Source organism: Acidobacterium sp. S8 (genome assembly GCF_009765985.1).
In the GTDB taxonomy this organism is placed as follows: Bacteria; Acidobacteriota; Terriglobia; order Terriglobales; family Acidobacteriaceae; genus Alloacidobacterium.
In genome coordinates, this window is record NZ_LMUM01000022.1 from 20,373 (window position 1) to 45,780 (window position 25,408).

Here is a 25,408-nt window from a genome sequence, read left to right on the forward strand (position 1 = left end):
AATCATGATGGTTCTTGTTAGCTACGACGTAAGCACCCGCGACGACGCGGGACGACGCAGACTGCGCCGCGTGGCCCGGTTGTGCGAAGATCATGGACAGCGAGTGCAGAACTCCGTCTTCGAGTGCGTCGTGGACTCCGCGCAATGGGTTATGCTTCGGGCAAGTCTTGTGTCTGAAGCCGACCCTGCTCAGGACAGCCTCCGGTTTTATTTTCTCGGATCCGAATGGAGAAGACGTGTAGAACACGTCGGCGCAAAGCTCTCCTACGACCCTGAAGCACCCCTCATCCTCTAGTCGTGACAACCCCAAAGTCCATTCACGCGAACCCCAAGCGAGCACGGATTCTCTATAACATCCGCAGATTAGCTAAGCCCCTTGATGCCAAGAAGATACTCTTGGGTTTTTTGAAAGAGTGATGGAATATTAGCAACTGGAGTCAGGATCGCATTTGTGGCAAGCTATCTGTAGAGCATGGAGCTGTCTACGACGTGTGCTGTCGCCCCCCGCGCGGGGGCGTGGATTGAAACAATCGAGATTCTTCGGGGCAAGCCTTCCGTGAGAGTCGCCCCCCGCGCGGGGGCGTGGATTGAAACATAGCTCTTGATGTCGCCTACGCTCGATTGCCTGTCGCCCCCCGCGCGGGGGCGTGGATTGAAACTCTAATGACCAATCGCCTCCAGAGCCCTTGCTCTGTCGCCCCCCGCGCGGGGGCGTGGATTGAAACAGGAGAGAGATAATGCCAAGCTTTTCCTGCAGCTGTCGCCCCCCGCGCGGGGGCGTGGATTGAAACCGGTAAAAGCCCTTCAGCCTGTGTGGTTGTCTTTGTCGCCCCCCGCGCGGGGGCGTGGATTGAAACCGCTCTACCGCGAGAAATCAGGTCCACAGACTGAGTCGCCCCCCGCGCGGGGGCGTGGATTGAAACCTATTCTCGCGCCACTCTTCCGCGTCCCGAACTCCGTCGCCCCCCGCGCGGGGGCGTGGATTGAAACCCTTTCTTCACATCGATGCAATCCCATTGGCCCGTCGCCCCCCGCGCGGGGGCGTGGATTGAAACAGCAATGACATTGCCTGCCTGCTTGAACGACCTGGTCGCCCCCCGCGCGGGGGCGTGGATTGAAACACCTAGTCTCTCGAATAAGATTTCCCTAGGGTCAGTCGCCCCCCGCGCGGGGGCGTGGATTGAAACCTTTCTAGTTTTGGGTTGGTGGTTCGTTAAAATGTCGCCCCCCGCGCGGGGGCGTGGATTGAAACCTCCGGCGACTACAGCAAGGCTGCTTCCTCCGGGTCGCCCCCCGCGCGGGGGCGTGGATTGAAACCTTTACGAGTGGGGATTGATGACTGCCACGGATTGTCGCCCCCCGCGCGGGGGCGTGGATTGAAACCGGTAAAAGTCCTTTAGCCTGTGTGGTTGTCTTTGGTCGCCCCCCGCGCGGGGGCGTGGATTGAAACAGGTGCATCAGGTGCATGGATGATCCCCAATGCCCGTCGCCCCCCGCGCGGGGGCGTGGATTGAAACCTCTGGCAGCGTGCCTCCATTGAGGAATTCAGGCCCGTCGCCCCCCGCGCGGGGGCGTGGATTGAAACTTTGCTCTAGCGACGCGCTCTTTATGATCTTGGGGTCGCCCCCCGCGCGGGGGCGTGGATTGAAACTTTTGCGCTCCGAGGATTAGTAATGCTCTGGCGAGTCGCCCCCCGCGCGGGGGCGTGGATTGAAACTGTCGATCTGGCATGCCACCAACCACGGCAGAGAGTCGCCCCCCGCGCGGGGGCGTGGATTGAAACTCTTGCGCTATGACTGCACCATCCGGAGCGCTGAGTCGCCCCCCGCGCGGGGGCGTGGATTGAAACTCTCAAGAGTCTCCACTTTGCCAATTACGTGATGAGTCGCCCCCCGCGCGGGGGCGTGGATTGAAACTTCGCGGATTTCGCGCATGATCTGATAAGGCTCGGTCGCCCCCCGCGCGGGGGCGTGGATTGAAACTCCAACCCAATTAGGAACTACCGCGTCATCGGTAGTCGCCCCCCGCGCGGGGGCGTGGATTGAAACCCATTATGCGGTACGTGGCAACTGGACTTGTGGGTCGCCCCCCGCGCGGGGGCGTGGATTGAAACGACTTCTTTGGGGCCACGCCTGATGGCTTAGTAGTCGCCCCCCGCGCGGGGGCGTGGATTGAAACTCATCAGCCGGAAGCATTCCATCGTCAGACTGAAGTCGCCCCCCGCGCGGGGGCGTGGATTGAAACCTTATCAGGATGCCGACCAGCATTCTGGCAACACGTCGCCCCCCGCGCGGGGGCGTGGATTGAAACCAAAAGTCAATGACTCCAACCTGATCACTTACCGGTCGCCCCCCGCGCGGGGGCGTGGATTGAAACGTCTTTGCAGGCACTGGCTTTCCGCCTGCGTTATGTCGCCCCCCGCGCGGGGGCGTGGATTGAAACCCCTCCCCCAAGGATGGAGTTTTGATATGCGTAAGTCGCCCCCCGCGCGGGGGCGTGGATTGAAACGCCTTCAGGTAGCTCTTCAGCTTTGTCGAAGAGAGTCGCCCCCCGCGCGGGGGCGTGGATTGAAACGCCTTGAGGCGACGAATTACGGCTGGTGTGCGGCCGTCGCCCCCCGCGCGGGGGCGTGGATTGAAACGCGATAAGGGCCGCTGTGTGGATTGCAAGCAGCCTGTCGCCCCCCGCGCGGGGGCGTGGATTGAAACGTCCGTCGTTAGGCGGTGCCAAGTGAACCGCATCAGTCGCCCCCCGCGCGGGGGCGTGGATTGAAACAGAACGCAATGACGGAGTTGGACTGGCCGGACTATGTCGCCCCCCGCGCGGGGGCGTGGATTGAAACCTATAGCTGCCTAAACAATCAGTGTGAGGCCGGGCGTCGCCCCCCGCGCGGGGGCGTGGATTGAAACGTGGATGCCGGTGGATGCGCTCCAAGAGTTCGGGGTCGCCCCCCGCGCGGGGGCGTGGATTGAAACATCGCCAAGCAGATCGCCGAGACGCGGGACCGGCTGTCGCCCCCCGCGCGGGGGCGTGGATTGAAACATCTTGCCGCCGTGGAGCGCAAGCAGACCCCACGTCGCCCCCCGCGCGGGGGCGTGGATTGAAACTTTGAATGTCATGGCTGTGCGCCCGGCGCACATAGCGTCGCCCCCCGCGCGGGGGCGTGGATTGAAACCCATCCGACCAAGTACGGTGCATGGAGCCGAGGCCGTCGCCCCCCGCGCGGGGGCGTGGATTGAAACAACAATAGCTCCGACGCCTACGCTTGGGTGGCCTGGTCGCCCCCCGCGCGGGGGCGTGGATTGAAACGACTACAAGCATCAGGCGTGGACGCGCAATGGGCTGTCGCCCCCCGCGCGGGGGCGTGGATTGAAACCCCTGGGAATTGGTGCGTGTCGAGAGAACAGTGTCGTCGCCCCCCGCGCGGGGGCGTGGATTGAAACAGCATGAGTTTTGGAACGCGCTACGTGCCCTCGAGTCGCCCCCCGCGCGGGGGCGTGGATTGAAACAGTAAAACAGAGGGCAAAACCGTGATTGACACAAGTCGCCCCCCGCGCGGGGGCGTGGATTGAAACTAATCTCTCCTGTAATCCTAGAACATGGTCTATTGTCGCCCCCCGCGCGGGGGCGTGGATTGAAACAAATATGACTGGTTGAGGATCTGATAGGTGATAGGGTCGCCCCCCGCGCGGGGGCGTGGATTGAAACACATACTCATCAGGCACGATGGAAGTCTCTATCCGTCGCCCCCCGCGCGGGGGCGTGGATTGAAACACCCAAACTCAAATCGTCCCGCCGAGCGCTGGTTGTCGCCCCCCGCGCGGGGGCGTGGATTGAAACTCCCAAAAGCCGCAATACCGCTATATGGAAGTCAGTCGCCCCCCGCGCGGGGGCGTGGATTGAAACATTACGGGCGGCGCGATGCCAGCCACTACGACCACAGTCGCCCCCCGCGCGGGGGCGTGGATTGAAACCTCCAGCATTGATGAGGACGTTGCCTTCGACAATGTCGCCCCCCGCGCGGGGGCGTGGATTGAAACTGCGCCACATCGACGCAATCCCATCGGCCCTCGCCGTCGCCCCCCGCGCGGGGGCGTGGATTGAAACCAGCTAGGTGGCACCATCGCAGCCGGTCTGACCGAGTCGCCCCCCGCGCGGGGGCGTGGATTGAAACAAAACCAGATGAGCAGCCTTCAGCGCAGGCAAGCCCGTCGCCCCCCGCGGGGCGTGGATTGAAACAGCCCAACCGTATTGTTGATCGACTCTTGCAGGCGTCGCCCCCCGCGCGGGGGCGTGGATTGAAACCGTTTGAGACTGAGAAGCGAGGCCGGAATTCGAGCGTCGCCCCCCGCGCGGGGGCGTGGATTGAAACACAGTTTGCCGCGAATCAATCACCGATCCCAAGGTCGCCCCCCGCGCGGGGGCGTGGATTGAAACCCTCTTTGGTACACCTTGCCGGTTCCGTGCTTGCGCACGGGATTGACGCAACGACACGCCACCCCCAAACGGGATGCTGCCGGTAAACCGGCTTGAAGTCTTAGGCGGGCGACGTGAACGCACTTTGAATCAGCAGTTTGGTGATGCGTGCATCCGGCGTGGCGACAATGCGTTTACGTGTGTAAACGCGCAGAGCGCCTTACAGCGCCCAATGTGTAAACGCACTGATAAACAAAGGCTTTCAGCATACCGGCGCTTGACGGCCAAATCGCAGGGGTGCAAGCTATTTTCGAGGCGGGTTTTCCCATGAGCGCTCCCCGCATCCCGGCTCCGTTGCAGTCTCCAGCCTCACCAACCAGTGAAGCGCGTTCGGTTCTCCGTGCCAAAACCATCGCAACCAGGGTAACGCCGGAAGAACTAGCCGAGGTAGAAACCGCCGCCGAAGGCGCAGGGAAAACCGTGGCTGAGTGGCTGCGCGAGCTTGCCCTGAAAGCCGCGCGGGAGCGTCCGGCAGACCCTACAGAGTTGATGCTGGCCGAGGTGTCGGCACTGCGATATATGCTCCTGAATCTCTTTCACGCGACGGCCCAGGCGAACGCCGAAGGCAAGCATCTGTTACCTGATTCCGTGCTCAAAATCCGTGACCAGGCCAACATGCGGAAGCTGGCCGACGCCCGAAAACTTCTCGCGGAGTTTCTGTCCCAGGAGGGACCGGACGGGGGCAAGCCGTGAGCCGCCCCATGCGTTTCCCAAGCCGGACGGGGCGGTTGTTCTGGTTCCTTTTCTGGCTTGCGTTGGGGCCGCTTGTGCTCATCTTCCCGGCTTCTGCATGGCTCTATTGGACGCTCGACCCACTCCAAAAGGTCTACCTTACGACCTATGCCGCCAGCTCCGTAGGGGCAGGGATGCCGCACAGCGAAATGACGATCCGATGGGTGATGAAGACCGCGCCCAAGCGGAAGGCGATACCCGCTTCCGCTGAGGATGTTGTTGCGGGGCCGGACCCGAAACTGCCCGTCAGCCTCTCGCCCAAAGCCATCTCCGAGGGCTGGCGTGGAGTGGCTTACAGCGCCCCGGAGAAAGTTCCCGTAGACAGTCTCGCCAAGGGATTGCAGGAGTATGTCTACGATGGCGTGAGCGTGTGGTGGCTGTTTGGTAGACCGATGCTCAACAGCCTTGCCGTGCTGATGCTGCTCTATGTGATTCGGGTTTGGATGAAGCAGCGAAACGGGCGACAGCGAGAGCAGGAGGAACGCCACGGACGCCGGACGAAAGGCCCGGAGCTGGCATCGGCTTTCGGGTGGCGAAGCGCAAAGACAGACGGCATCCGTTTCCGCTTGCGCTTCGAGAATCGGCTGTTGCAGTGGCTTCCCTTTGGCCCAGGCTACTGCATTCCGAAGGGTCTGGAAGCGAGTCACATTCTGATGATGGGAGATACCGGCAGCGGAAAGTCGAATGCCATCCGGCAGCTACTTCGTCAGGTGCGGGAGCGCGGAGAGAGCGCCATCGTCTACGACCCGGCGATGGACTTTGTGAGCGAGTTTTATTCGCCCGCGCGTGGAGATTTAATTCTGAATCCGCTGGACCAGCGTTGCCCGTATTGGAGTCTAGGCGATGAGATCGACCGCGACGAAACAGCGGCGACCATCGCCGCCGCGTTCCTGCCGGAAAAGGAGTACGAGAAAGAATTTTTCACCGACGGGCCGCGCCGGATATTGGCCCATCTGCTCAAGCGGAGGCCGCAGCCGAGGGACATTCTGAGCATGATGGCCGACCCGTCGCGGATCGAGTACGCGGTGAAAGGAACGCCGCTGGCCGCGCTGCTTGATGCGGGAGCACCAGCGCAGCGGGCGGGTGTGCTGGCAAGCTTAAACATGGTGGCCGACAGCTTAGAACTATTGCCGGAGTGGGAACATACAAGGTCGACCTTTGCGACGGCAGAGTGGTACACCGCGCGTAAGCGTTGGGTGTTTCTGACTTCCACTCCTGCCTATCGCGCGAAGATTTTGCCGCTGCATTCGGTGTGGCTCGATTTATTCATCCTTCGCATGATGGGCTACTGCGAAGACCAGACGGCGAAGCCGGTATGGTTCGTGCTGGATGAGTTGGCAAGCCTCAACAAACTGCCGCAGCTTCACACCGCCGTCACCGAAAACCGCAAGTACGGCAATCCCGTTGTGTTGGGTTTTCAAGGCCGCAGCCAGCTTGAGAAACGCTACGGCCAGGACGCCGAGGCGATGCTTTCGCAGCCTGCAACCAAGTTGTTTTTCAAGACCACCGAGCCACGCGCCGCGAAGTGGATTTCCGATGCCATCGGGGAAATTGAAGTGGAGCGGTTGAAGGAGTCGCGCAGCATGAGGCTGCTAGGCAGCCGGAAATCGTATGCAATGGAGATTGCCACCAAGCCGCTTGTCATGGCGTCTGAAGTCTCCGGCCTGGAGCCGTTGCACGGCTTCATCAAGCAGGAGAACCGCGTTGTGCCGGTTCACTTCCAGTTTGCAAAGAAGCACGGGGGACAACCGGAGTTCATCGAACGCAAGTTGCCGGTTGTGCCCAGGCCGTCACCCCCGACGCCGGTAGTTCGCACAGAGCAACCCAAATCATCGGCAGCGGTCCAAACCACTCTTCCACTTTTCGATGCGCCCGCTGACAAAGCCGCCGACAAACCCAAAGAGGCATTTGTGTGGGATGAGTCCAAGGGGATTGAATAACCGAAAACGCTTTTGCGACAACTTATCAAAATAGCTAAGGGTCTTGGGTAGTAGGATTTGACTTTCAGGGCAGTTCGGCGTAGTAATCGGACAGTACCTCTGTTTTTGCGTTCGAGGCAATTGGGCTTCGGCGTAGAGGCGGTGGGTGCAAATCCCAATGCGGCGTGCCATATTGATTGGCCGTTCGCGGAGAAAATTACATGGCCACTTTGCGTTTTTCCACGCATCAGTTCCGTTCTATTCCAGCGCCGAATGGCGACTCGAAATTCGGACTCTTCTTTACCCCCACCAACAACCTGCCGAGCGCCCTTTGGAATTGGCGTGCCGTCAACCCTCGCGAGGTCAACACCCGCAGCGGTGTCTATCGTGCTATTACACAGACTTTGAAGGAAGAGCCGACAAGGTTTCATGAACGCAATCGCGGCATCACCATTGTGGCGAAGGAACTCCGCTTTGACGAGAGCCGCAAAGAAGCCATTCTTGAGCTGGACGACGAGAAGGTGCACGGCGTAGTCGATGGAGCGCATACCTTGAGCGCCATCATCAAAGCCCAGGAATCGGGTGATGCCATCGGTAAGGCATACGTGTTCATCAAGGCGGTCGTCGGCATCGACGATGGCCAGATCGCAGAAATCGCGGGCGGCCTGAACACTAGCCAGCAGGTAGACCTCACGAGCCTTGAAAACCTACGCACGCACTTCGACGAGCTGAAGGCGATTCTCAAGAGCCAGCCTTATGCCGGGAAGATTGCGTACAAGATGAACGAAGACCTGCCCGTCGATGTTCGCGAAGTCCTCTATTACCTTGCTGTGTTCGACCGCAGTGTGTACGACGAGAACCGTCATCCCGTTGCGCTCTTCGGTAGGAAGGAAGGTATTGTGCGGCGCTTCGCGGAACAGGCGACGGAGGAAAGCGACGAAGACTCGTTCCGCATCCTCATCTCGAAGGCACCGGATATCCTGCGGCTACGTGACCTGATCGAAAAGGCGGCGCTTGGAATGCCAGTTGGCCGTTACAAGCTCGGCAAGAAGCTCCGGGTGAAGAGTGACCCGAATAAGCAGAACGATTTGATTTTCCTAAACGAGAAGATAGACGGCAAGATTCCGCTCGGATGGATGATGCCGATGCTCGCCGGGTTCCGCGCGAACGTTCAGTGGAACAAGCCGAAAGGCACGTTCTCTTGGATTGTGCCACTGGATGAGCTTGTACCAGCGTGCATCGAACAGTTAGTGAACGGCATTCAGGATGTGCACGCGCAGGAGAATAGCCGTCCTGAATACGTTGGCCGTAACTCGATTGCTTGGCGCATGAGCTACAACGCAGTGTCGCAGGCCATTCTCCAGCGCGAGTTGACGAAGGCACGCCAGAAGAACAAGTAAATATCAGGCGTAACGTAGCGAGTGCGGAGCTGGTGGCTTCTGCACTCGCTACGAAATCCAATCATTTATATCTCTAGGCTTGCGACTCAATTGATCGAAGGATGGTTTCTTGCGCAGTGCCGCGTGTTAGTACGGCATAGAATCTTCCTATGCTGACCATCTCCAAACCGCTGTCAGCTTCCCAGGTACGGACGTACCATGAGCGGGAGTTTGCGTCAGAGCGGCAGAACTATTGGAGCCGCGATCAGCAGGGACATAGTGAATGGCAAGGCAAGCTGGCCGACCAATGGGGTTTATCGGGCGCGGTTGGCAATGAGCACTTTGCGCGTCTGACCGAAGGCCAGCATCCGCACACGGAAGCGCAGCTTGTTCGTCATCAGGCTTCCAAAACCTACGAGGGAAAATTCGGCAAGGAAGTGACGAGCGTAGAGCATCGCGCCGGTTGGGATGCTACCTTCTCCGCGCCGAAGTCTGTTTCTCTCACGGCCCTTGTCGGCGGCGATGAGCGCGTGCGAGAGGCGCATCGGGAAAGTGTGCGTGTTGCCTTGGCCGAATTGGAGAAGTACACGCAGGCCCGGATCGGCAACGTCCACGCGCCGGAGACGACAGGCAAATTTGTGGCCGCGACCTTTGAGCACGATACCGCGCGGCCTGTAGATGGTTACGCCGCGCCGCAGCTCCACACCCATGCTGTGATCTTCAACGTCACCGAACGCGACAACGGACAAACCCGCGCCTTGCAGCCGCAGGAGCTATTCGCGTCGCAGCGTGTCGCTACCAGTTTGTACCGTTCCGAGCTGGCGATGCGGTTACAGAGGTTGGGCTACGAGCTGGAGCGCGGCAAGCATGGGCAGCCGGAGATCAAGGGGTATACGAAAGAGTATCTGGAGGCCAGCAGCCCACGCCGCGAGCAGATCAAAGATCATCTCCGCGAGATGGGGATAGACGGGGCGGGAGCCGCGCAGGTTGCCGCGCACCGGACGCGGGACAGCAAGGAGCTGCTATCGCCGGGAGAGGTATTAGAGAGGCATCGGAATCTAGCCGCGCAGTATGGACATCAGGCCGACCGGGTTGTGGCCGAAGCGCGTGAACGTGGACAACGCCACGTTCACGAACCCGCGCTGAATCGGAGCACAGTGGCCGCGCAACAGGCCGTCACTTATGCCCGCGACCATCTCTTCGAGCGTTCCGCCGTGCTGGACCGCCGCGAACTTCTGGAAGCCGCGCTCAATCGAGGTATGGGGGAAACGACGTATGCCCACATCCGGCAGGAGTTCGCACAGCGGACCGCGCGGGGCGAGTTCCGCACGGTCAATCATGCCGGAGCGGGACAGCAGTACACCACCGCCGCGATGCTTCGCATGGAACGTGAAATCATCACGCGGATGCAGGAAGGCAATCAGCGCGGGATGGGTGACCCGATGCTGGTTTCTCCGCAAATTCGGATTGCAACAGAGGATCATCACCCGGAGTTGAATAGGTCTCAGCGCGACGCCGTTGACCAGGTATTTCTCTCCCGCGAAAAGATGGTGGGGTTGGATGGCGTAGCTGGCGCGGGGAAGACAACGACGCTGACCGTCATCCGTGAAGGAGCGGAGGCACAAGGGTACAAGGTCGAAGGTTTCGCGCCTACGTCCCGCGCAGCGCAAAAGCTGGCCGATGCAGGCATGGAAACATCCACGCTGCAAAAACATCTTGCGCGTGGAGAAAAGCCGGACACCGGAGAACGCCGCCTGTATGTGCTCGATGAATCCTCGCTCGCATCCACCAAACAGATGCACGAGTTTGTGCATCGCCTGCATCCGAACGACCGCGTGTTGCTGGTGGGCGACCGGAGACAGCATGAGGCAATCGAAGCTGGGCGACCCTTCGCGCAGCTTCAGGATGCGGGCATGAAAACGGTAAAGCTCGAAGAGATCGTCCGCCAGAAGAGCCCGGAGTTGAAACAGGTGGTCGAGCATCTTGCGAGGGGCGAAGTGCGCGAGGCGGTGCAAGGCTTGGAGCAGCAGGGTCGCGTCCATGAGATTCCAGAGCGTGAGAATCGCATCGCTGCGATTGCGACGGAATACGCGAAGTCGCCAGAAGGCACGCTGGTCGTCTCGCCCGACAATCGCTCTCGCGTGGAGATCAACTTAGCGATTCGCGCCGAGATGCAGGAGCGCGGTCAGGTTAGCAAAGAAGAGCATCCCATTGCGGCGCTTGTGCCGCGCCAAGACCTCACCGGGCCGGAGCGGACATGGGCCGCGCGGTATGAGTTCAATGATGTAGTGCGCTACGCTCGCGCGTCGAAAGAAACCGGCATGGAGCGCGGGGAATACGCGCGGGTCAAGAGCGTTGACGCGGAGAAAAATCTGTTGACGGTGGTGCGGGCCGATGGCTCCGAGCTGACCTATGACCCTCGACGGCAGCAGGGCGTTTCTGTTTACCGCGAGGAGCCGCGCAGCTTCGCCGTGGGCGACCGCATCCAGTTCACCGCACCGGCGAATGACTTGAAGATTGCCAACCGCGAATTAGGGACGGTCGAAGCCATCGGGCAGGACGGGCAGATGCGCTTGAAGCTGAACGGAGGCCGTGACGTGCAACTCGATCCACGCGAGCATCCGCATCTCGATCACGGTTATGCGGTGACGAGTCATTCCAGCCAGGGGCAGACTGCCGAGCGGGTGTTGATTCACGTCGATACCGAGCTGGCCGCAAAAGACTTGCTCAACAGCCGCATGGCTTATGTCGCCGTCTCGCGCGGAGCCGAAGACGCGCAGATATACACCAACGACCGCGCGAAGCTGCCGGAGACATTAGGGCATGACGTGTCCCACGAGAGCGCCCACGCGCCAGCGATAAAACCGGAGCAATCCATCAAGCCGCCACAGCCAGAAATCGCGCCAGTCATCGAGCACGGCATGGGCTTAGGACATAGCCTTTAAGCTATGAATCGTCCCTGTAGAATGGTGTCTTGCGTTCGAGAAATGCACAGAAATCGAGAAATCGCCTGCACAGTTCCTACACAGCCAAAAACAGGCCATTTATCTCTCGATAAATCAGCAATTTCTAAAAATCTACTCACCCGCTCAGGATGACAAATGATTGATATTTATGTTTCTGCTGAGTCTGTTGAAAAACGGCCCGGGGCTGAAGCCCCTCACGTCACGATCTTATTTCACCGGGCAGAAGCCCGGTGCTTCTACCGTTTGTGGGGCATGACTAAACGCCATGCCCCACAAAGAATATGCAAGCGATGTAGCTTACAGCCCTTTTTTCGCGATGAAGAGAATGAGGTCGCGAACGCGGTTCGAGTAGCCCCACTCGTTGTCGTACCAGCTGATGACCTTGACCGACTGGCCGACGACCTTGGTCAGCGGCGAATCGACGATCGAGGAGCGGGCGTCGCCCTTGAAGTCGCTCGATACCAGCTCACCGGCCTCGTAACCGAGGATGCCTTTGAGCTCGCCTTCGGCGGCCTTCTTCAGCGCTTCGTTCACAGTCTGCACGGTGGCAGGCTTTTCCGAAATGAAGGTGAGGTCGACGACGGAGACGTTCGGGGTTGGGACGCGGATGGCGAAGCCGTCCAGCTTGCCTTCCATTGCAGGAATGACCAGCTTCAACGCCTTGGCTGCGCCAGTGGAGCTGGGGATAAGGTTGATGGCTGCGGCGCGGGCGCGGCGGAGATCCTTGTGCGGGAAGTCGAGGATGACCTGATCGTTGGTGTAGCTGTGGATCGTGGTCATGATGCCGGAGACGATGCCGAAGTTCTCGTGCAGCACCTTGACGACAGGCGCGAGGCAGTTAGTGGTGCAGGATGCGTTCGAGATAATGTTGTGTTTCGCGGCGTCGTACTTGTCTTCGTTCACGCCGAGCACGACGGTGACGTCCTCGTTGGTGGCGGGAGCGGAGATAATGACCTTCTTGACCGATCCCTGCAGGTGGGCCTTGGCCTTGGTGGCGTCGGTGAAGATGCCGGTCGATTCGACGACGACTTCTACGCCCTGGCCAGTCCAATCGAGCTTGGCGGGGTCACGCTCGGCGAAGACCTTGATCTTCTTGCCGTCGATGGAGATGTGATCTTCACCTGCAACGATGTCGTTCTTGAGGTTGCCGAGGATCGAATCGTACTTGAGCAGGTGGGCGAGAGTCGCCGGGCTGGTGAGGTCGTTTACGGCGACGATTTCCAATTCGGGGTTACCGAGGGAGGCGCGGAATACGTTGCGTCCAATGCGGCCAAAACCGTTAATGCCAACCTTAACTGCCATCTAAATTTTTCTCCTTATGGTGTTTAGCTTAAAAGGTTTCTGAGTGCGTGCATTACGAGGCGCCGCCGGGGACGCCACTCAATACTGATGCTAGCACTGTAGTCAACATCAATAAAGTCTTTGCGGCGAATCAGGAAAATTTATTCGCGTTTTTTCGGGGTTTTTTCAGCAGAGTTTGCGGCGACCCCGACGGATGTGTTACATCCTCAATCATGCGCGAATGGATGCGCGAACGCATGAGACGACGCTCGAAGCGTGGACCGAATGATTCGGAGTCCACTGGAAAAATAGGGCAGGAGATTCCTGCCAATCAACCTGCTCCTTTACGACCGACCTATCCTGAGGCTGCGCGTGCCGCTGCGGAAAAGGCGGAAGAGCCTGTTGCGCACCAGGAAGAAGTGGCTGCGGAACCGATTGGTGTTCTGGCGGATGCTGCCGAGGCGTATGAGCCGGAGCCATTGCCGGAGACGCTGGAAGCAGCGCCTGACGCCAGGCTTGTGATGGAGACGCAGCCGGAGTCGCCCTCGACTCCGCCACCTGAGCCGCAGGCCGCAGCCCAGCGCAGCCCGCGGGGATTTGTGGTGCTGACGATTGGACTGCCGGGTTCGGGTAAGACGACCTGGTTCAAACGGCGCGGAGTCACTCCGCTGTCGAGTGATATGCTCCGCACGATACTTTTTGACGACATTACGGAACAGCGCTACCAGGGGCTGGTGTTCTCGACGCTGCGGTCATTGCTGCGGGCGAGGCTGATTGCCAAGATGCCGTGGAATTACGTGGACGCGACGAATCTCTCTCCCCATGAACGGCGGCAGTGGATCAAGATGGCCAAGAGCTTCGGCTATGAAGTGCAGGCTGTCTTTTTCGATGTTCCGTTTGATGTCTGCATGGAGCGGAATCGCCGCCGCGAGCGCGTGGTGAGCGATGAAGTGATGCAGAAGATGGCTGAGAGACTGCGTCCACCGAACTTCAAGGAAGGTTTTTCGAAGATTACGGTGGTGCGCGTGAAGGGGCCGGGGCATCCGGAGACTCCGGTTGAGCCGCCGCCTGTCGCGGGTGACGAAGCATAACGAAGAAGGATGTGAGATAAAGAGAGCCGGGCAGCTTAGCCCGGCTTTTTTGTTTTGAATAAACATGGCGACAGCGATTGAATTCCGGGATGTAAGTTTGCAGGCTCCTGATGGACGGCTGCTGCTGGATGGCGTCAATTTGCGGCTGGAAGAAGGCACGACGACGGCGGTGCTGGGGCGCAGCGGATCGGGGAAGACGACGCTGCTGCGGCTGGTGAATCGGATGGCCGATCCGAGCGGCGGGACAGTTTTTATTCGCGGGAAAGAGTGCGAGCAGCATAATCCGATTCAGTTGCGGCGCGGCATGGGATACGTGATTCAGGAGACGGGACTGTTTCCGCATTTCACGGTGGCGCGGAACGTTGGGATGGTGCCAGAGCTGAATGGCAAGCGCATTGACGAGGCGAGAATTGGGAAATTGCTGGAGCAGGTGGGGCTGGGTGCTGGGCAGTTCTCGCAGCGTTATCCGCATCAGCTTTCCGGAGGGCAGCGGCAGCGCGTGGGACTTGCACGAGCACTGGCGGCCGATCCGCCGATTCTGCTGATGGACGAGCCGTTTGGAGCACTCGATCCGCTGACGCGCGCGGAGATGCAGGATATGCTGCGGGCGCTGCTGGAGCGACTGAAAAAAACAGTGCTGCTGGTGACGCATGATCTGGATGAGGCGCTCTATCTGGCGTCGCGCATTGTGCTGCTGGAGGGCGGCAAGATGGTGACGGATGTGGCGGCGGAGGATTTTCTGAAGTCCGAGATTCCCGCAGTGAAGGCGTATGCGGAGGCTTTTCATCGCAGCCAAAAGGAGCCGCAGTGATGATCTCCGGCTTTCTGGCGCAGCATGCGGATGAGATTCGCACGCAGACCCTGGAACATGTCTGGCTTACGGGCGCGGCGATGCTTTTTGCGTCTGCGATTGGAATTCCGGTGGGCATCTGGCTGACGCGCCACTCGCGATGGGCGAAGCCGGTGCTGGGGTTTGTGAATGTGATCCAGACGATTCCGAGCCTTGCGATGTTTGGTTTTCTTTTACCGCTGCCGTGGTTGGGTGATCGCGCGGCGCGCATCGCTATCGTCGCGCTCGTAGGCTATGCGCTGCTGCCGATTATTCGCAATACGTATGCAGGGATTCATGGGGTGGATCGCACGCTCTCGGAGGTGGCCCGGGCGTTGGGCATGACGGACATGCAGAGGCTCTTCAAAGTCGAGCTGCCGCTGGCTGCCGGCGTGATTCTTGCGGGACTGCGCACGGCGACGGTGATCTGCGTTGGAGTTGCGACGATTGCTGCTGCTGTGGGCGCGGGCGGGTTGGGCGAGTTTATTTTTCGCGGCGTGGCTTCGGTGGATAACCGCCTGGTGCTGGCTGGGGCGATTCCGGCGGCTTTGCTGGCACTCGGAGCGGATGGGGTGCTTGGATTGATCGAGCGATGGGTGCGGGTGCCGGGAGCTGCGCGGCAATGAACTTGAACCGCTCTGGGAAGGATCCCAGGTTAGCTTCGCGAACCTGGGGCACCCGGCTTTTTGTTTTGCCTGTGGTATTGCTGTGTCTTGCGTTGATCAGCTGCGGGCCGCCGCGGCCGGATTATCCAGTCATTGGGGCGAAGAATTTTACCGAGCAGGTAGTGCTGGGAGAGTTGCTGGCGCAACATATCGAAGCGAAGACAGGGATGAAGGTGGAGCGGCGCTTTTATCTTGCCGGCAGTTACATTTGCCATCAGGCGCTGATCTCAGGCCGTATCGATGCTTATGTGGAATATACCGGTACGGCACTGACGGCGATTCTGAAGCAGCCGATCGATCGAAATCCGGAGTCGAGTTTAAAGACGGTACGGGATTTGTACCAGCAGCGGTTTCATATTGCGGTGACTGAGCCGCTGGGATTCGAGAATACCTTCGCCATGATTATTCGCGGAGATGATGCGTCCCGACTGCATGTGAACTCGCTGAGTGAGGCGGCGCAGTTTACTCCGCAATGGCGGCTGGGCGTGGGATATGAGTTTGAACAACGTCCCGATGGCTTACCGGGATTAAGCACGACTTATGGCCTGCGATTCAAGGAACCGCCTCGCACGATGGACCTGGGGCTTCTTTATCGCGCTATCAATGCCCGGCAGGTGGATATGATTGCGGGGAATTCGACCGATGGCCCGATTGCTGCGTTTGGGTTGAAGGTGCTGGCGGACGACAAGCATTATTTTCCGCCGTACCAGGCGGTGCCGCTGGTGCGTGAAGAGGCGCTGAAGCGCTGGCCGGCCATGCGCGGAGCGCTTGCCGATCTTCAAGGTAAAGTATCAGCAGATGACATGCGTGCTATGAATGAGGCGGTCGATGGCGAACACCGCGATCCGGCCCAGGTGGTGCGCGAATATCGAGAGAGAAAAGGGCTTTGAATGAGTGAAGTGAAAGTAGCTGCAGCGCAACAGCCGGAGCCATGGCTTCGTGGGACATCGACGGAAGTGAGCAGCGTGGGACGCGGCGTTTTGCATGCGTTGGAGCTGGCGCACGAGGACGTTTATCGCTGGTGCGATCCGTTGGCTGATGATGATTTCCATGCGCGGCCGTTCGATTTGCCTTCGATTGCGTTTCAGCTGAAGCACATGGTTCGCAGTCTCGACCGGCTGTTGACGTATGCGGAAGGGAATCAGCTCTCAGGCGAGCAGATTGCTCTGCTCAAGAGCGAGATGGATGCTGTGGGCAGCAGGGAAGAGATCTTCGCTGAGTTGGATCAGGGGCTGGAGCTGTCTGCGCGGCGGGTACGTGCGCTGTCGGCTGGTGATTTAGAGCAGCCTCGGTTTGTAGGGAAGAAGCAGCTGCCTACCAGCGTTGGTGGATTGCTGGTGCATGTCGCCGATCATACACAGCGGCATGTGGGGCAGGCGGTGACTACGGCTAAGGTGTTGCTGGCTGGTAAATCTTTGTAACGCGCGGAGGAGGGTCGTGGTTGAGCCTCCACTGTGGTTCTTCATCGCTAGAGTTACGACAATGGCACCTGACGGCGCGGCTGGCGGGATTGCGATGATATACTCGACCCGCTGGCTGACTGTTCTCAATATAGTTTTAGATGGATTCACGCAAGACGCACTTTTTGAACTCCTTTCCCCCTGATCTCGATTGCAGCATTTTTTTGTAGTTCACATCTTCGAGTGATTAAAAGGTCAAGAGTGATTCGCTGCGTAATTGCGGACGACCATATTTTAGTGCGGCAAGCGTTACTTCATACGCTTGCCAAAGATGGCGATATCCAGTTTGTCGGTGCCTTTAATGACGCCGGACAAGCGGCAGAATGTGCGATCCGGCAGAGAGCCGATCTCTTGATTCTGGATGTCGCGATGCCCGGATCTTCTCCGTTTGACGCATCCCGCCTAGCCAAAAAGTCTATTCCAAATCTTAAGGTCATCTTTCTAAGTGGATACGACGATGACATTTATATTCGCCGAGCGATTGAAGCTGGGGCTCACGCTTATGTTCTCAAATCGAGCGACGCGCAGGAACTGAGAATCGCGATTGAAAAAGCGTGCCGGGGAGAAAAATATATCCCGATGGCATATCGCTTTTTTAACCGGCCGATGGAAGAATCCGATTTCGATTCCCTGACGGCCCGGGAGCGTGAAGTTCTCAAGCTTCTGGCGCAAGGCAAAACCGTGAAAGACGTTGCAGTGATATTAGGATTGAGTGGAAAAACGGTAGACGCCCATAAAAGTAACCTGATGCGAAAGCTGGATCTGCATAACAAAGCGGAGATCGTACATTACGCTATCGCGCACAAAGTTATTCTTGTGAACGTTGTGTAGTTCCACTCCTGTTGCCAGGAAGAAGTATCAGCCTTCTAAGCCCTATACTACCTCCCTTTTTCGTTCCGATTTACCAGCGGTAGACGGTTAAGTTATCCAGATATACTACTGGGGCTCCCTGTTCGCCAAGACCATCGACCTGAAAGTTTGTTAACAGCGTAGGTGCCCAGCCAAGTGCGAACGCTGATGGTGCGGTCGCGTTTATATCCTGCCGGATGTTATCCAGCCAAACGGCTTGATAGGTGACGTTGCCCGAGTCATCGCGCGAGTAGCTGATCTGCACATGGTGCCATGTATTCGGCGTCCAGCTACGCACATTGCATGAGGCCTGGGAGTGGATCCAGTGATCTGAGGGGTGGGATGGCGTTCCCTTATTGACCGTGTAGTCCCACGTGCTTGTGTAGCCGTCGCACTGAAACCCAAAGATTACGGTTTCTCCATTCGGCATCACCTGGTTCATATCCATTTCCAGGTTACCGATCTGATTGGAGGAGCTGCCGAGATATATCCAGGCATCGTATAGAAAATTTTTGGAGTCAGTGTCATCTCCAAATGTGGCGTAGTAGCGGTGACCACTGTGGTTTGTAAAGGCGGTCGTGAATTGGCGCGAGTGGCCCGATTGCGAGGGCGTATTGGTCATGCCGGTGTCTCCGAGCGACCAGCCGCCTCCGGTTGCACTATCGTGAGCCCCGGTCCAATTGCTGAGTGTCTGAATGCCGCTGACGCTTATGGCGTTAGATGGAATGACGGGAGCGCTTGCGTGACCTGCAATGTTCAAAGCAATGTCCGTAACGCAGACTGCGCCACGATTGCCCCATGCCTTTACGTGCAGAGTATGACTACCGGATGCTGACGTCACCGGTGCCTGAACAACTATGTCATACACAATGGTTGTTTCTGAGCTGTTGTCTATGGAATAGCCAATGGCAGCAACCCTCTGTGCAGAACAGGTTGGAGCAGTGGCAGACAGGGTGAATGGGGATGAAACTTCGCTTCCGTTGGCTGGGCTGCTGACGGTGACACTGGCGAATGCCGGAGCGGCAATCGTAGTGAGGATCAAGAAAACTTGGGGGAAGGTCTTCATGAAATTTGGCCTCGAAACAAAATGTGGTTGGACGAAATAGGCTTTCGGATTACACACGGCTGTGTCCGCTTCGTCCCTTCAGGAGACAAGCCGGTAGGTCAACGATTGTCAGTGGTCTAGTCTGACCTGCGAGTTGCCGATGAGGTAAGCCCGTGGAGAGCTGATGGCAATTTCGTTCCAGAGTGTTGGGGCGGAGCTAATTCTTGCCTTTTAACTCAGGAATCGGACCTGCTAAGAGACGGAGGCAGTTCCAAATATTTTCAGACTGGCAGAAAAAAGAAGTTTCAAGACACGTTCTTACTTCACCTTGTACATCTTCGACCTGGTTTGTATCTTCCTATGCTTTCTCATTCCTTGATATCAGGCGAACACCCTAGTTGTTACGCTTAAATACCTTAGAAATACACCAGGGTTTGCAAGAGAGAGATATCCCGAAAGGAGAAAGTTGCTGGGAGGCAGTTAGCGGGTCTTTTCCAGGGCTTCGTGGATATGGCCCATCTTCTCGCGCTTTACGTCGAGGTAGCGCTGGAAAGTTTCTTCCGGTTCGACGGCAGCGGAGATGCGTTCGGCGACGCGGATGCCTGCCGATTCAAGGGCTTCCACCTTCTCGGGATTGTTAGTGATAAGGCGCACGGCGTGGACGCCAAGCTGCTTGAGGACTTCGGCGGGAAGTTCGAACTCACGGCAATCCGGCTTGTAGCCCAGCTCAACGTTGGCTTCGACGGTGTCGAAACCCTGGTCCTGTAATTCGTATGCCTTGAGTTTTGCCATCAGGCCGATGCCGCGGCCTTCCTGCTGCTCATAGAGCAGGATGCCTGAGCCTGCCTCGGTGATGGTTTTGAGCGCCAGCTCCAGTTGCAGGCGGCAATCGCAGCGCAGGGAGTGAAAGACATCTCCGGTAAGGCATTGCGAATGAATGCGAACGATGGGCGGTTTGGAGTGAATGTCGCCCATAACGAGTGCCACGGCGCCTTCAATCCGTTTCGCGGGTGCGGCCGTGTTCTCATTGCAGGGCTGTGGGTTGGCGACGACGCCTTCAAAACCAAGAATGCGGAAGTGGCCCCAGCGGGTGGGAAAATCGGCGTCGGCAACCTTTGTAACGCTTTCAAACGGCATATGTTTGATTATACGAACCCCTGTCTTATGTCTCTGCGCGAAAGCGGAGTGCACACCATAATGATGATTTTGTGACCGGAAAGATGCAGGAGGGATAGAGTGGATAGAGTGTATCCGCTGAACCTCATCCTGATTACGCTGTTGGTGAAGCTGGGCGTAGCTGCGGCTGTTTCGAGCGCACTGGCCCGCGCGCGTACCTTTCAGCGGCTGCTCTTTACCGAGAAGCGCAAGGCCGGAGAGACTTTAGGGCTGCTGGCGTTCATCTGCATTCCGCTGACGCTGGGTGTATGGGTGCGAGTGACGGTGCCGAATTTTCTGGCGGCGGATATTTCCTTCGAGACGACAATTCTGCTGGGGATTCTGATGGGGCCGCTCTCGGCGCTGGCGGGTGGCGCGCTGCTGTCGCTTCCTGCCATGCTGCACCACGAGTATTTTTCGTTACCGTTCAACCTGGCCGTGGCTTTTATCGCCAGCTCTTACGGGCGTTTTGTAGAGGAAGAGGAAGTCTGGTCGTTCTCGCCATTTGTCGATCTCAGTATTTACCGCTGGATCCGGCGCAATTTACGGGAGCCTCGGTTCGATCGGCAGGTGCTGCTGCTGGTTCTGATTGTTGGGCTGGAGATATGCCGTGACTGGCTGAATCGGATGTATCCGCATCGCCTGTTTGCGCTTTCGACGACGAACTGGTGGGTGCGGGTTGCGGTGTGGGCGTGCGCGGCTATGGTGGTCGGCATTCCGCTGAAGATCTGGAACACGATTCGGATTGAACAGAAGCTCGAAGAGCAGAAGCGGCTTCTGCTGGAGGCGCGTCTGGATGCGCTGCAGCGGCAGATCAATCCGCATTTCCTGTTTAACACGCTGAATTCTATTGCTTCACTGGTTCGCTTTCGGCCCGAGCAGGCTCGTGAGCTGATCGTGAAACTCGCGAATATTCTGCGCGCGCTCTTGAAGGATCACGACTCGTATGTGCAGCTGCGCGAGGAGCTGAATTTCACCGACGATTATCTCAGCATTGAGGTGGTGCGATTCGGCGCGGACAAGCTGAAGGTCGTGAAGGAGATCGATCCGGCGACGCTGGAGCTGCCGGTTCCGAGCATGATTCTGCAGCCGCTGATTGAGAACAGCATCAAGCATGGGCTGGAGCCTCGCATCAGCGGTGGAACCATCACGATCCGAAGCCGTCTGGATGGCGATAAGCTGATGATTGAAATCGAAGATGACGGCGTGGGTATTGCGCCGGGACGGTCCCATTCGAGCGGCGTGCTGCACCAGGGGACGGGTATTGGCATGAACAATGTCCGCGAGCGGCTGGACGTTCTTTTTGGCGATGCCGCCATCTTTGATGTAACCAGCCGGCCCGGGCGCGGGACTCGCATCACGATGGAGATGCCCACGGCAACCTACGATGACGGAGAGACAGGTTCGACGCCGCTTCCGGTGCGCTCTAATACGCGCTCGTAATATTTTTCATACAACGGAATGATTTTTGAGGAGCAGAAGCGCTGCTGTGCGGTTTTGCGTGCTGCGTCGGCCATGGCTTCGAGCTTTGCAGGGTTGAGCAGCAGCTCGGCGGCGGCCTCGGCCATTGCTTCCACATCGCCTACGGGGAAGAGGCGTCCGTTCACTCCATCTTCGATCAGCTCAGGCACGCCGCCGACATTTGTGGCAATGGTGGGGACGCGGCAGGCCATGGCCTCGAGGGCGGCGAGGCCAAAGGATTCGAGTTCGCTGGGCATGAGCATGAGGTCGGCGAGCGGCAGCAGCTCGTTGACGCTGTCCTGTTTACCGAGGAAGTGTACGCGATCCTGGATGCCTTTCTTGTGAGCGAGATATTCGGCGGCGGAGCGATCGGGGCCGTCTCCGACCAGAAGAAGATGGGCGGGAACTTTTTCTACGACGCGGGCGAAGGTTTCGACGGTGTCAGTGACGCGCTTGACCGGGCGGAAATTCGAGAGGTGGATGAGGATTTTTTCATCGGGCGCGGCGAAGCGCCGGCGTTTTTCGGCGCGCACTTCCGGATCGAGAGGCACATAGAAATCGCAGTTGACGAAGTTGGGAATGACTTCGATCTCGCGCTTGATTTTGAATTCCTTGATGGTGCGCTCGCGGAGGTACTGCGAGATGGAGGTAACCCCGTCGCTCTGCTCGATGGCAAAGCGGGTGATGGGCAGATAAGAGCGGTCGAGGCCGACGAGGGTGATGTCGGTTCCGTGGAGCGTGGTGACGAAAGGAAGATGGCGGCCTCGGGCTGCAAGCATCTGACGCGCGAGCAGCGCGCTGACGGAATGCGGGATGGCGTAGTGCACGTGGAGCAGGTCGAGGTCATAATACTCGGCGACTTCGGCGGTACGGGAGGCGAGGGCGAGGTCGTAGGGCGGGTATTCGAAGAGCGGATAGTTCGAGACGGGGACCTCATGATAAGAGATGCCCTGTTCGCGTCCGGTAAGCCGAAAGGGCTGCGAGTAGGTGATGAAATGCACCTGGTGGCCGGCAGCGGCCAGTTCGATTCCAAGCTCGGTGGCGACGACGCCACTGCCGCCGTAGGTGGGATAGCAGGTGATTCCGATCTTCATGGTTTGCTCACAGTCTCCGGTTAGGACGCGACTTGCGACGCGTGGGACTCATTAAAGTTCGCCGAAGTGGATGCGCTCGACGTCTGCTCCGGGAATGGTTTCGAGCAGAGCGGTACGTTCTACTTCGCGGGCATCGAGCAGCCGCGTGCGCTGCTGCTGCAGTGCGGCATCGTTGTAGCCGGGATGGCAGACTAGCTCCCACGTGCCGTTTGGCATGGCGGAGAGCAGGTTGCGGATGGTCTGAGCATCGAGTGTGCCGGTGGCGAGAACGCCGATGGCTCCGTCGGTAGTCTTCAGTCCTACGCGAGTGACTTCCTGCGCGAAAGACGTGCTTTGCGAGCGCAGGAGGCGCATCTGCATCTTGCGGACGTGTCCGGCGTTGGCGGTGGCGTTAAGGCTCCAGTTGGGCTCGAAGGGGTTACGGATGGCTTTGACACCGCAGGCAAGCGCGGCGCGCAACAGGGGGCGGAGCACGCGCGGGAACATGTGGGTGTGCTTGTGGGTGTCGACGTGGGTGACGCGGATTCCGGCTTGCTGGAGCTTGCGGATCTGGGCGGTGGCTTCGGCTTCGATTTCGGAATCGGCGATGCGCCCGCGCAGCAAATCGGCGACAAAAGCGCTCAATTTTGCGCGAAATTGGGGTGTTTTCTGCTCGTTTTCGGCGACTAAAGAGGGGATTTGCGAGGCCGGGAGGACGGGCGTTCCATCGACCAGAACAACGTGGCCGCCGACGCCGAGAGTCGTAGCCTGCATCGCGCTGGAAACTGCTTGGGCGAAGGCTGCTCCGGTGGCCATAAGAGTGGCGGAGGTAAGGGCGCGGGCCCGGTGCAATTCAATGATCGCCTGATTCACTCCTGAAGTGAGTCCGAAGTCGTCTGCGTTGATGATCAGGCGGCGCACAGCCGTCAGTGTAACAGCGTGTTTGATATTTCATGACTTGCGCGGAATGAGCGGCAATTTTGCTGGTAAAATCAGAGAGCGGTACTGCTTTGGGAAGATGAATCCATAAAATTTTCATGGGCGGTTAGCTCAGTTGGTTAGAGCACCTGCCTTACAAGCAGGGGGTCGCAGGTTCGAGTCCTGCACTGCCCACCATGAAGATAAGTCGCCTGGTCATCGTTGGTAATCGCTAGTAGCAATTGCAGTATTTGTTTCTCTGATCCGAAGGAATATTCCGTGACAATGCCGTTCAGGCATTGAACTTTGTCGCGGCCCCCTGTATTTCGAGCGATTTACTTCATCCCCTCGCGAGTTCCGCCGATGGTGATCAAGAGGACTGCTCGTGCAAGACCGGCTGCTCGATATCCTGATTCTTGGATTGCTCGTACTGCTCTTCGGAGCCATTTACCGGAGACGGGCGACGCTGCGTCTGCGCTTCTGGATTGCGGGCTGGCTGTTTGTGCTTGGCCACTTTGCTGCGCTGCTTCCAACCGCGCGTACCGATTTCTGGGCGCAGGTGCAGGCCATTTGCAGCCTCGATGGGCTCTTTCTCGGGGGCGCCTGCTTTGTCCTGGCGTCGGTAGCCTTCAGCCTGTCGAGAAGAAAGCTGGCATGGTTGGGTATCGGCATCAGCGTTCCTGCTCTGACCTATATTGTTCTGGCAATATTTTTCCCGGAGGGCATCTGGCCACAGATGATTGTGGCGTTTGCGGGGATAGCGATTGTCGCGCGGCTGGGGTGGCACTTTCGCCGCACTGTAGTGAGTGTTTTCTGGTTGAATACCGCCGCGACGGCGGCCTGCGGGGCGTGGCTGGTGTGGATGATCGCTCATCAGCAGGGAGATCTGGGCATTTATGCAATCCTCACGCAGCTGTTTTTCGTAAATGCGGTGCTTTTCTGGCATGACTTCCATCGCATTTCAGCAGGAGTGATTACCGCATCGGCGGGACTGCTGGCATGGGCAGCGGTGTTCCCGGTAGCCATTCTTCTGAATCAGTTTTTTCCGATGGTGCATGCGCCAGCGGAATTGTGGAATGTGCCGAAGTATTTCGTTGAATTCGGCATGATCCTTGCGTTGATGGAGAACCAGATCTACTCCGCCAAGTGGCAGAGTGAGCAGTACCGTCTCCTTTTCGATAACAATCCGCATCCGATGTTCATTTATGACGCGAAGAGCCTGGCATTTCTGCGGGTGAACGACTCCGCGCTGATGCAATATGGGTACAATCGGGCAGAGTTTCTGGATATGACGGTGGCCATGCTGCATGATCTGGCAACAGTCACCAATATTGAGAGACTGCTGACGAATACGGTGGCGCCGGTCCGCGTTTCCGGACCCTGGACGCAGCGCCGGAAGGACGGCAGCGAATTCCAGGCGGAATTGTCATCGCATGCGATCGATTTTGAGGGGCGCGACGCACGTCTTTGCATGGCGCAGGACGTGACTGACCGCCAGCGTTTACATGAACAGCTTGTGTACCGAGCGCACCATGATTCGTTGACGGATTTACCGAACCGCTTTCTGCTGGAGCAGAGGATGCAGCATACGCTGGAGAATGCGTCCCGCTACAGCCACAAGGCTGCCATCCTCTGTATTGACCTGGATCGTTTCAAACAAGTAAATGACCAGCACGGACATGCAACCGGCGATGCCTGCCTGCAGGTGATTGCAGAGCGGCTGACTTCGCGGCTACGCGAATCGGATACGGTGGCGCGGACGGGCGGAGAGGAATTTACCGTAGTGATTGGAGAATTGCTTCACGCCATGGATGCCGAGAAGGTCGCCAACGATCTGCTGACGACGATCCGGCGGCAGCTGAGCCTGGGCGAGTGGGAAGTTCAGGTGTCAGCCAGCATCGGAGTAGCGCTCTATCCTGATCATGGGACCGAGGGCTCCCAGCTTTGGCGTTCGGCAGATTTTGCCATGTACCGAGCGAAGTATGCCGGAGGCGATCAGTTCCAGGTCGTTTCGGAAGTAGACACCGAGTTTGCTCTCGCCTCGCCGATGGCGCGGCAGATCTCCAAGCCAAGTGTTCGACGGGCGTTAGACCCATCCTGATCTGACAA

Annotated in this window: 18 protein-coding genes, 1 tRNA gene and 1 CRISPR repeat array; of the genes, 14 read left to right on the plus strand and 5 right to left on the minus strand. The window is 58.5% G+C overall.

The features are described 5' to 3' along the window. Positions 1–4 precede the first annotated feature (4 nt). From cas2 to mobF, 5 genes are all read left to right on the plus strand, one after another. Positions 5–295 (plus strand): CRISPR-associated endonuclease Cas2, encoded by a 291-nt coding sequence (gene cas2, locus GSQ86_RS07930; RefSeq protein ID WP_158749429.1) that lies wholly within the window; start codon positions 5–7, stop codon positions 293–295. Between the two features lie 201 nt (positions 296–496). Beyond that, a CRISPR array of direct repeats spans positions 497–4,437; the repeat unit is 32 nt; unit sequence GTCGCCCCCCGCGCGGGGGCGTGGATTGAAAC. A gap of 306 nt (positions 4,438–4,743) precedes the next feature. Next, positions 4,744–5,169 (plus strand): hypothetical protein, encoded by a 426-nt coding sequence (locus tag GSQ86_RS07935; RefSeq protein WP_158749430.1) that lies wholly within the window; start codon positions 4,744–4,746, stop codon positions 5,167–5,169. Between the two features lie 8 nt (positions 5,170–5,177). Then, positions 5,178–7,148, plus strand: a complete 1,971-nt coding sequence (locus GSQ86_RS07940; RefSeq protein WP_158749431.1) for a type IV secretion system DNA-binding domain-containing protein — start codon at positions 5,178–5,180, stop codon at positions 7,146–7,148. Between the two features lie 200 nt (positions 7,149–7,348). Next, a complete protein-coding gene (locus GSQ86_RS07945) occupies positions 7,349–8,527 on the plus strand; it encodes an AIPR family protein (protein ID WP_158749432.1) in 1,179 nt (392 codons plus the stop codon). A gap of 149 nt (positions 8,528–8,676) precedes the next feature. Beyond that, positions 8,677–11,451, plus strand: a complete 2,775-nt coding sequence (gene mobF, locus GSQ86_RS07950) for a MobF family relaxase (RefSeq protein ID WP_158749433.1) — start codon at positions 8,677–8,679, stop codon at positions 11,449–11,451. A gap of 318 nt (positions 11,452–11,769) precedes the next feature. Here mobF and gap read toward each other — a convergent pair whose 3' ends face one another. After that, complete coding sequence (gene gap, locus GSQ86_RS07955; RefSeq protein WP_158749434.1) at positions 11,770–12,774, minus strand: type I glyceraldehyde-3-phosphate dehydrogenase; 1,005 nt, start codon at positions 12,772–12,774, stop codon at positions 11,770–11,772. Between the two features lie 236 nt (positions 12,775–13,010). Here gap and GSQ86_RS07960 point away from each other — a divergent pair, with 236 nt between their 5' ends. From GSQ86_RS07960 to GSQ86_RS07985, 6 genes are all read left to right on the plus strand, one after another. After that, a complete protein-coding gene (locus GSQ86_RS07960; protein ID WP_158749435.1) occupies positions 13,011–13,844 on the plus strand; it encodes an ATP-binding protein in 834 nt (277 codons plus the stop codon). Positions 13,845–13,908: 64 nt separating this feature from the next. Further along, positions 13,909–14,655 carry an ATP-binding cassette domain-containing protein gene (locus tag GSQ86_RS07965; RefSeq protein ID WP_158749436.1) on the plus strand — a complete coding sequence of 249 codons (747 nt, stop codon included), beginning with the start codon at positions 13,909–13,911 and terminating at the stop codon, positions 14,653–14,655. Beyond that, positions 14,655–15,299: an ABC transporter permease gene (locus GSQ86_RS07970; protein ID WP_174239949.1), complete on the plus strand. Its 645-nt coding sequence runs from the start codon at positions 14,655–14,657 to the stop codon at positions 15,297–15,299. The genes GSQ86_RS07965 and GSQ86_RS07970 overlap by 1 nt, the downstream gene beginning before the upstream one ends. Beyond that, positions 15,296–16,228 (plus strand): glycine betaine ABC transporter substrate-binding protein, encoded by a 933-nt coding sequence (locus GSQ86_RS07975; protein WP_158749437.1) that lies wholly within the window; start codon positions 15,296–15,298, stop codon positions 16,226–16,228. The genes GSQ86_RS07970 and GSQ86_RS07975 overlap by 4 nt, the downstream gene beginning before the upstream one ends. Next, on the plus strand, positions 16,229–16,759 hold the full coding sequence (locus tag GSQ86_RS07980; RefSeq protein WP_158749438.1) for a DinB family protein: 531 nt from the start codon (positions 16,229–16,231) through the stop codon (positions 16,757–16,759). It begins immediately after the preceding gene. 240 nt (positions 16,760–16,999) lie between these two features. Further along, on the plus strand, positions 17,000–17,629 hold the full coding sequence (locus tag GSQ86_RS07985) for a response regulator transcription factor (protein ID WP_158749439.1): 630 nt from the start codon (positions 17,000–17,002) through the stop codon (positions 17,627–17,629). Positions 17,630–17,699: 70 nt separating this feature from the next. On the opposite strand, the gene GSQ86_RS07990 is transcribed toward GSQ86_RS07985, so the two are convergent. Both GSQ86_RS07990 and ribA read right to left on the minus strand, forming a co-directional pair. Beyond that, complete coding sequence (locus GSQ86_RS07990) at positions 17,700–18,713, minus strand: hypothetical protein (RefSeq protein WP_158749440.1); 1,014 nt, start codon at positions 18,711–18,713, stop codon at positions 17,700–17,702. A 459-nt stretch (positions 18,714–19,172) separates the two neighbouring features. Beyond that, positions 19,173–19,829 carry a GTP cyclohydrolase II gene (gene ribA / locus GSQ86_RS07995; protein WP_158749441.1) on the minus strand — a complete coding sequence of 219 codons (657 nt, stop codon included), beginning with the start codon at positions 19,827–19,829 and terminating at the stop codon, positions 19,173–19,175. A gap of 108 nt (positions 19,830–19,937) precedes the next feature. On the opposite strand from ribA, the gene GSQ86_RS08000 reads away from it, so the two are divergent. Continuing rightward, positions 19,938–21,290, plus strand: coding sequence for a sensor histidine kinase (locus tag GSQ86_RS08000; RefSeq protein WP_158749478.1), 1,353 nt, complete (start codon positions 19,938–19,940; stop codon positions 21,288–21,290). On the opposite strand, the gene bshA is transcribed toward GSQ86_RS08000, so the two are convergent. Together bshA and GSQ86_RS08010 are read right to left on the minus strand one after the other, a co-directional pair. Continuing rightward, positions 21,230–22,402: an N-acetyl-alpha-D-glucosaminyl L-malate synthase BshA gene (gene bshA, locus GSQ86_RS08005; RefSeq protein WP_158749442.1), complete on the minus strand. Its 1,173-nt coding sequence runs from the start codon at positions 22,400–22,402 to the stop codon at positions 21,230–21,232. The genes GSQ86_RS08000 and bshA overlap by 61 nt on opposite strands. Before the next feature lie 51 nt (positions 22,403–22,453). Continuing rightward, on the minus strand, positions 22,454–23,302 hold the full coding sequence (locus GSQ86_RS08010; protein ID WP_254062227.1) for a ChbG/HpnK family deacetylase: 849 nt from the start codon (positions 23,300–23,302) through the stop codon (positions 22,454–22,456). Between the two features lie 118 nt (positions 23,303–23,420). Between GSQ86_RS08010 and GSQ86_RS08015 the strand changes: the two genes are divergently transcribed. Together GSQ86_RS08015 and GSQ86_RS08020 are read left to right on the plus strand one after the other, a co-directional pair. Continuing rightward, a tRNA-Val gene (locus GSQ86_RS08015) sits at positions 23,421–23,497 on the plus strand. A gap of 187 nt (positions 23,498–23,684) precedes the next feature. Continuing rightward, positions 23,685–25,400, plus strand: coding sequence for a sensor domain-containing diguanylate cyclase (locus GSQ86_RS08020; RefSeq protein WP_158749443.1), 1,716 nt, complete (start codon positions 23,685–23,687; stop codon positions 25,398–25,400). The last annotated feature ends 8 nt before the right edge of the window (positions 25,401–25,408 follow it).

Excerpts from the sequence above, each read along its gene's own strand:
- cas2 (WP_158749429.1), top strand. The coding sequence starts at position 5 with ATGATGGTTCTTGTTAGCTACGACGTAAGCACCCGCGACGACGCGGGA.
- GSQ86_RS07935 (WP_158749430.1), top strand. The coding sequence starts at position 4,744 with ATGAGCGCTCCCCGCATCCCGGCTCCGTTGCAGTCTCCAGCCTCACCA.
- GSQ86_RS07940 (WP_158749431.1), top strand. The coding sequence starts at position 5,178 with ATGCGTTTCCCAAGCCGGACGGGGCGGTTGTTCTGGTTCCTTTTCTGG.
- GSQ86_RS07945 (WP_158749432.1), top strand. The coding sequence starts at position 7,349 with ATGGCCACTTTGCGTTTTTCCACGCATCAGTTCCGTTCTATTCCAGCG.
- mobF (WP_158749433.1), top strand. The coding sequence starts at position 8,677 with ATGCTGACCATCTCCAAACCGCTGTCAGCTTCCCAGGTACGGACGTAC.
- gap (WP_158749434.1), bottom strand. The coding sequence starts at position 12,774 with ATGGCAGTTAAGGTTGGCATTAACGGTTTTGGCCGCATTGGACGCAAC.
- GSQ86_RS07960 (WP_158749435.1), top strand. The coding sequence starts at position 13,011 with ATGAGACGACGCTCGAAGCGTGGACCGAATGATTCGGAGTCCACTGGA.
- GSQ86_RS07965 (WP_158749436.1), top strand. The coding sequence starts at position 13,909 with ATGGCGACAGCGATTGAATTCCGGGATGTAAGTTTGCAGGCTCCTGAT.
- GSQ86_RS07970 (WP_174239949.1), top strand. The coding sequence starts at position 14,655 with ATGATCTCCGGCTTTCTGGCGCAGCATGCGGATGAGATTCGCACGCAG.
- GSQ86_RS07975 (WP_158749437.1), top strand. The coding sequence starts at position 15,296 with ATGAACTTGAACCGCTCTGGGAAGGATCCCAGGTTAGCTTCGCGAACC.
- GSQ86_RS07980 (WP_158749438.1), top strand. The coding sequence starts at position 16,229 with ATGAGTGAAGTGAAAGTAGCTGCAGCGCAACAGCCGGAGCCATGGCTT.
- GSQ86_RS07990 (WP_158749440.1), bottom strand. The coding sequence starts at position 18,713 with ATGAAGACCTTCCCCCAAGTTTTCTTGATCCTCACTACGATTGCCGCT.
- ribA (WP_158749441.1), bottom strand. The coding sequence starts at position 19,829 with ATGCCGTTTGAAAGCGTTACAAAGGTTGCCGACGCCGATTTTCCCACC.
- bshA (WP_158749442.1), bottom strand. The coding sequence starts at position 22,402 with ATGAAGATCGGAATCACCTGCTATCCCACCTACGGCGGCAGTGGCGTC.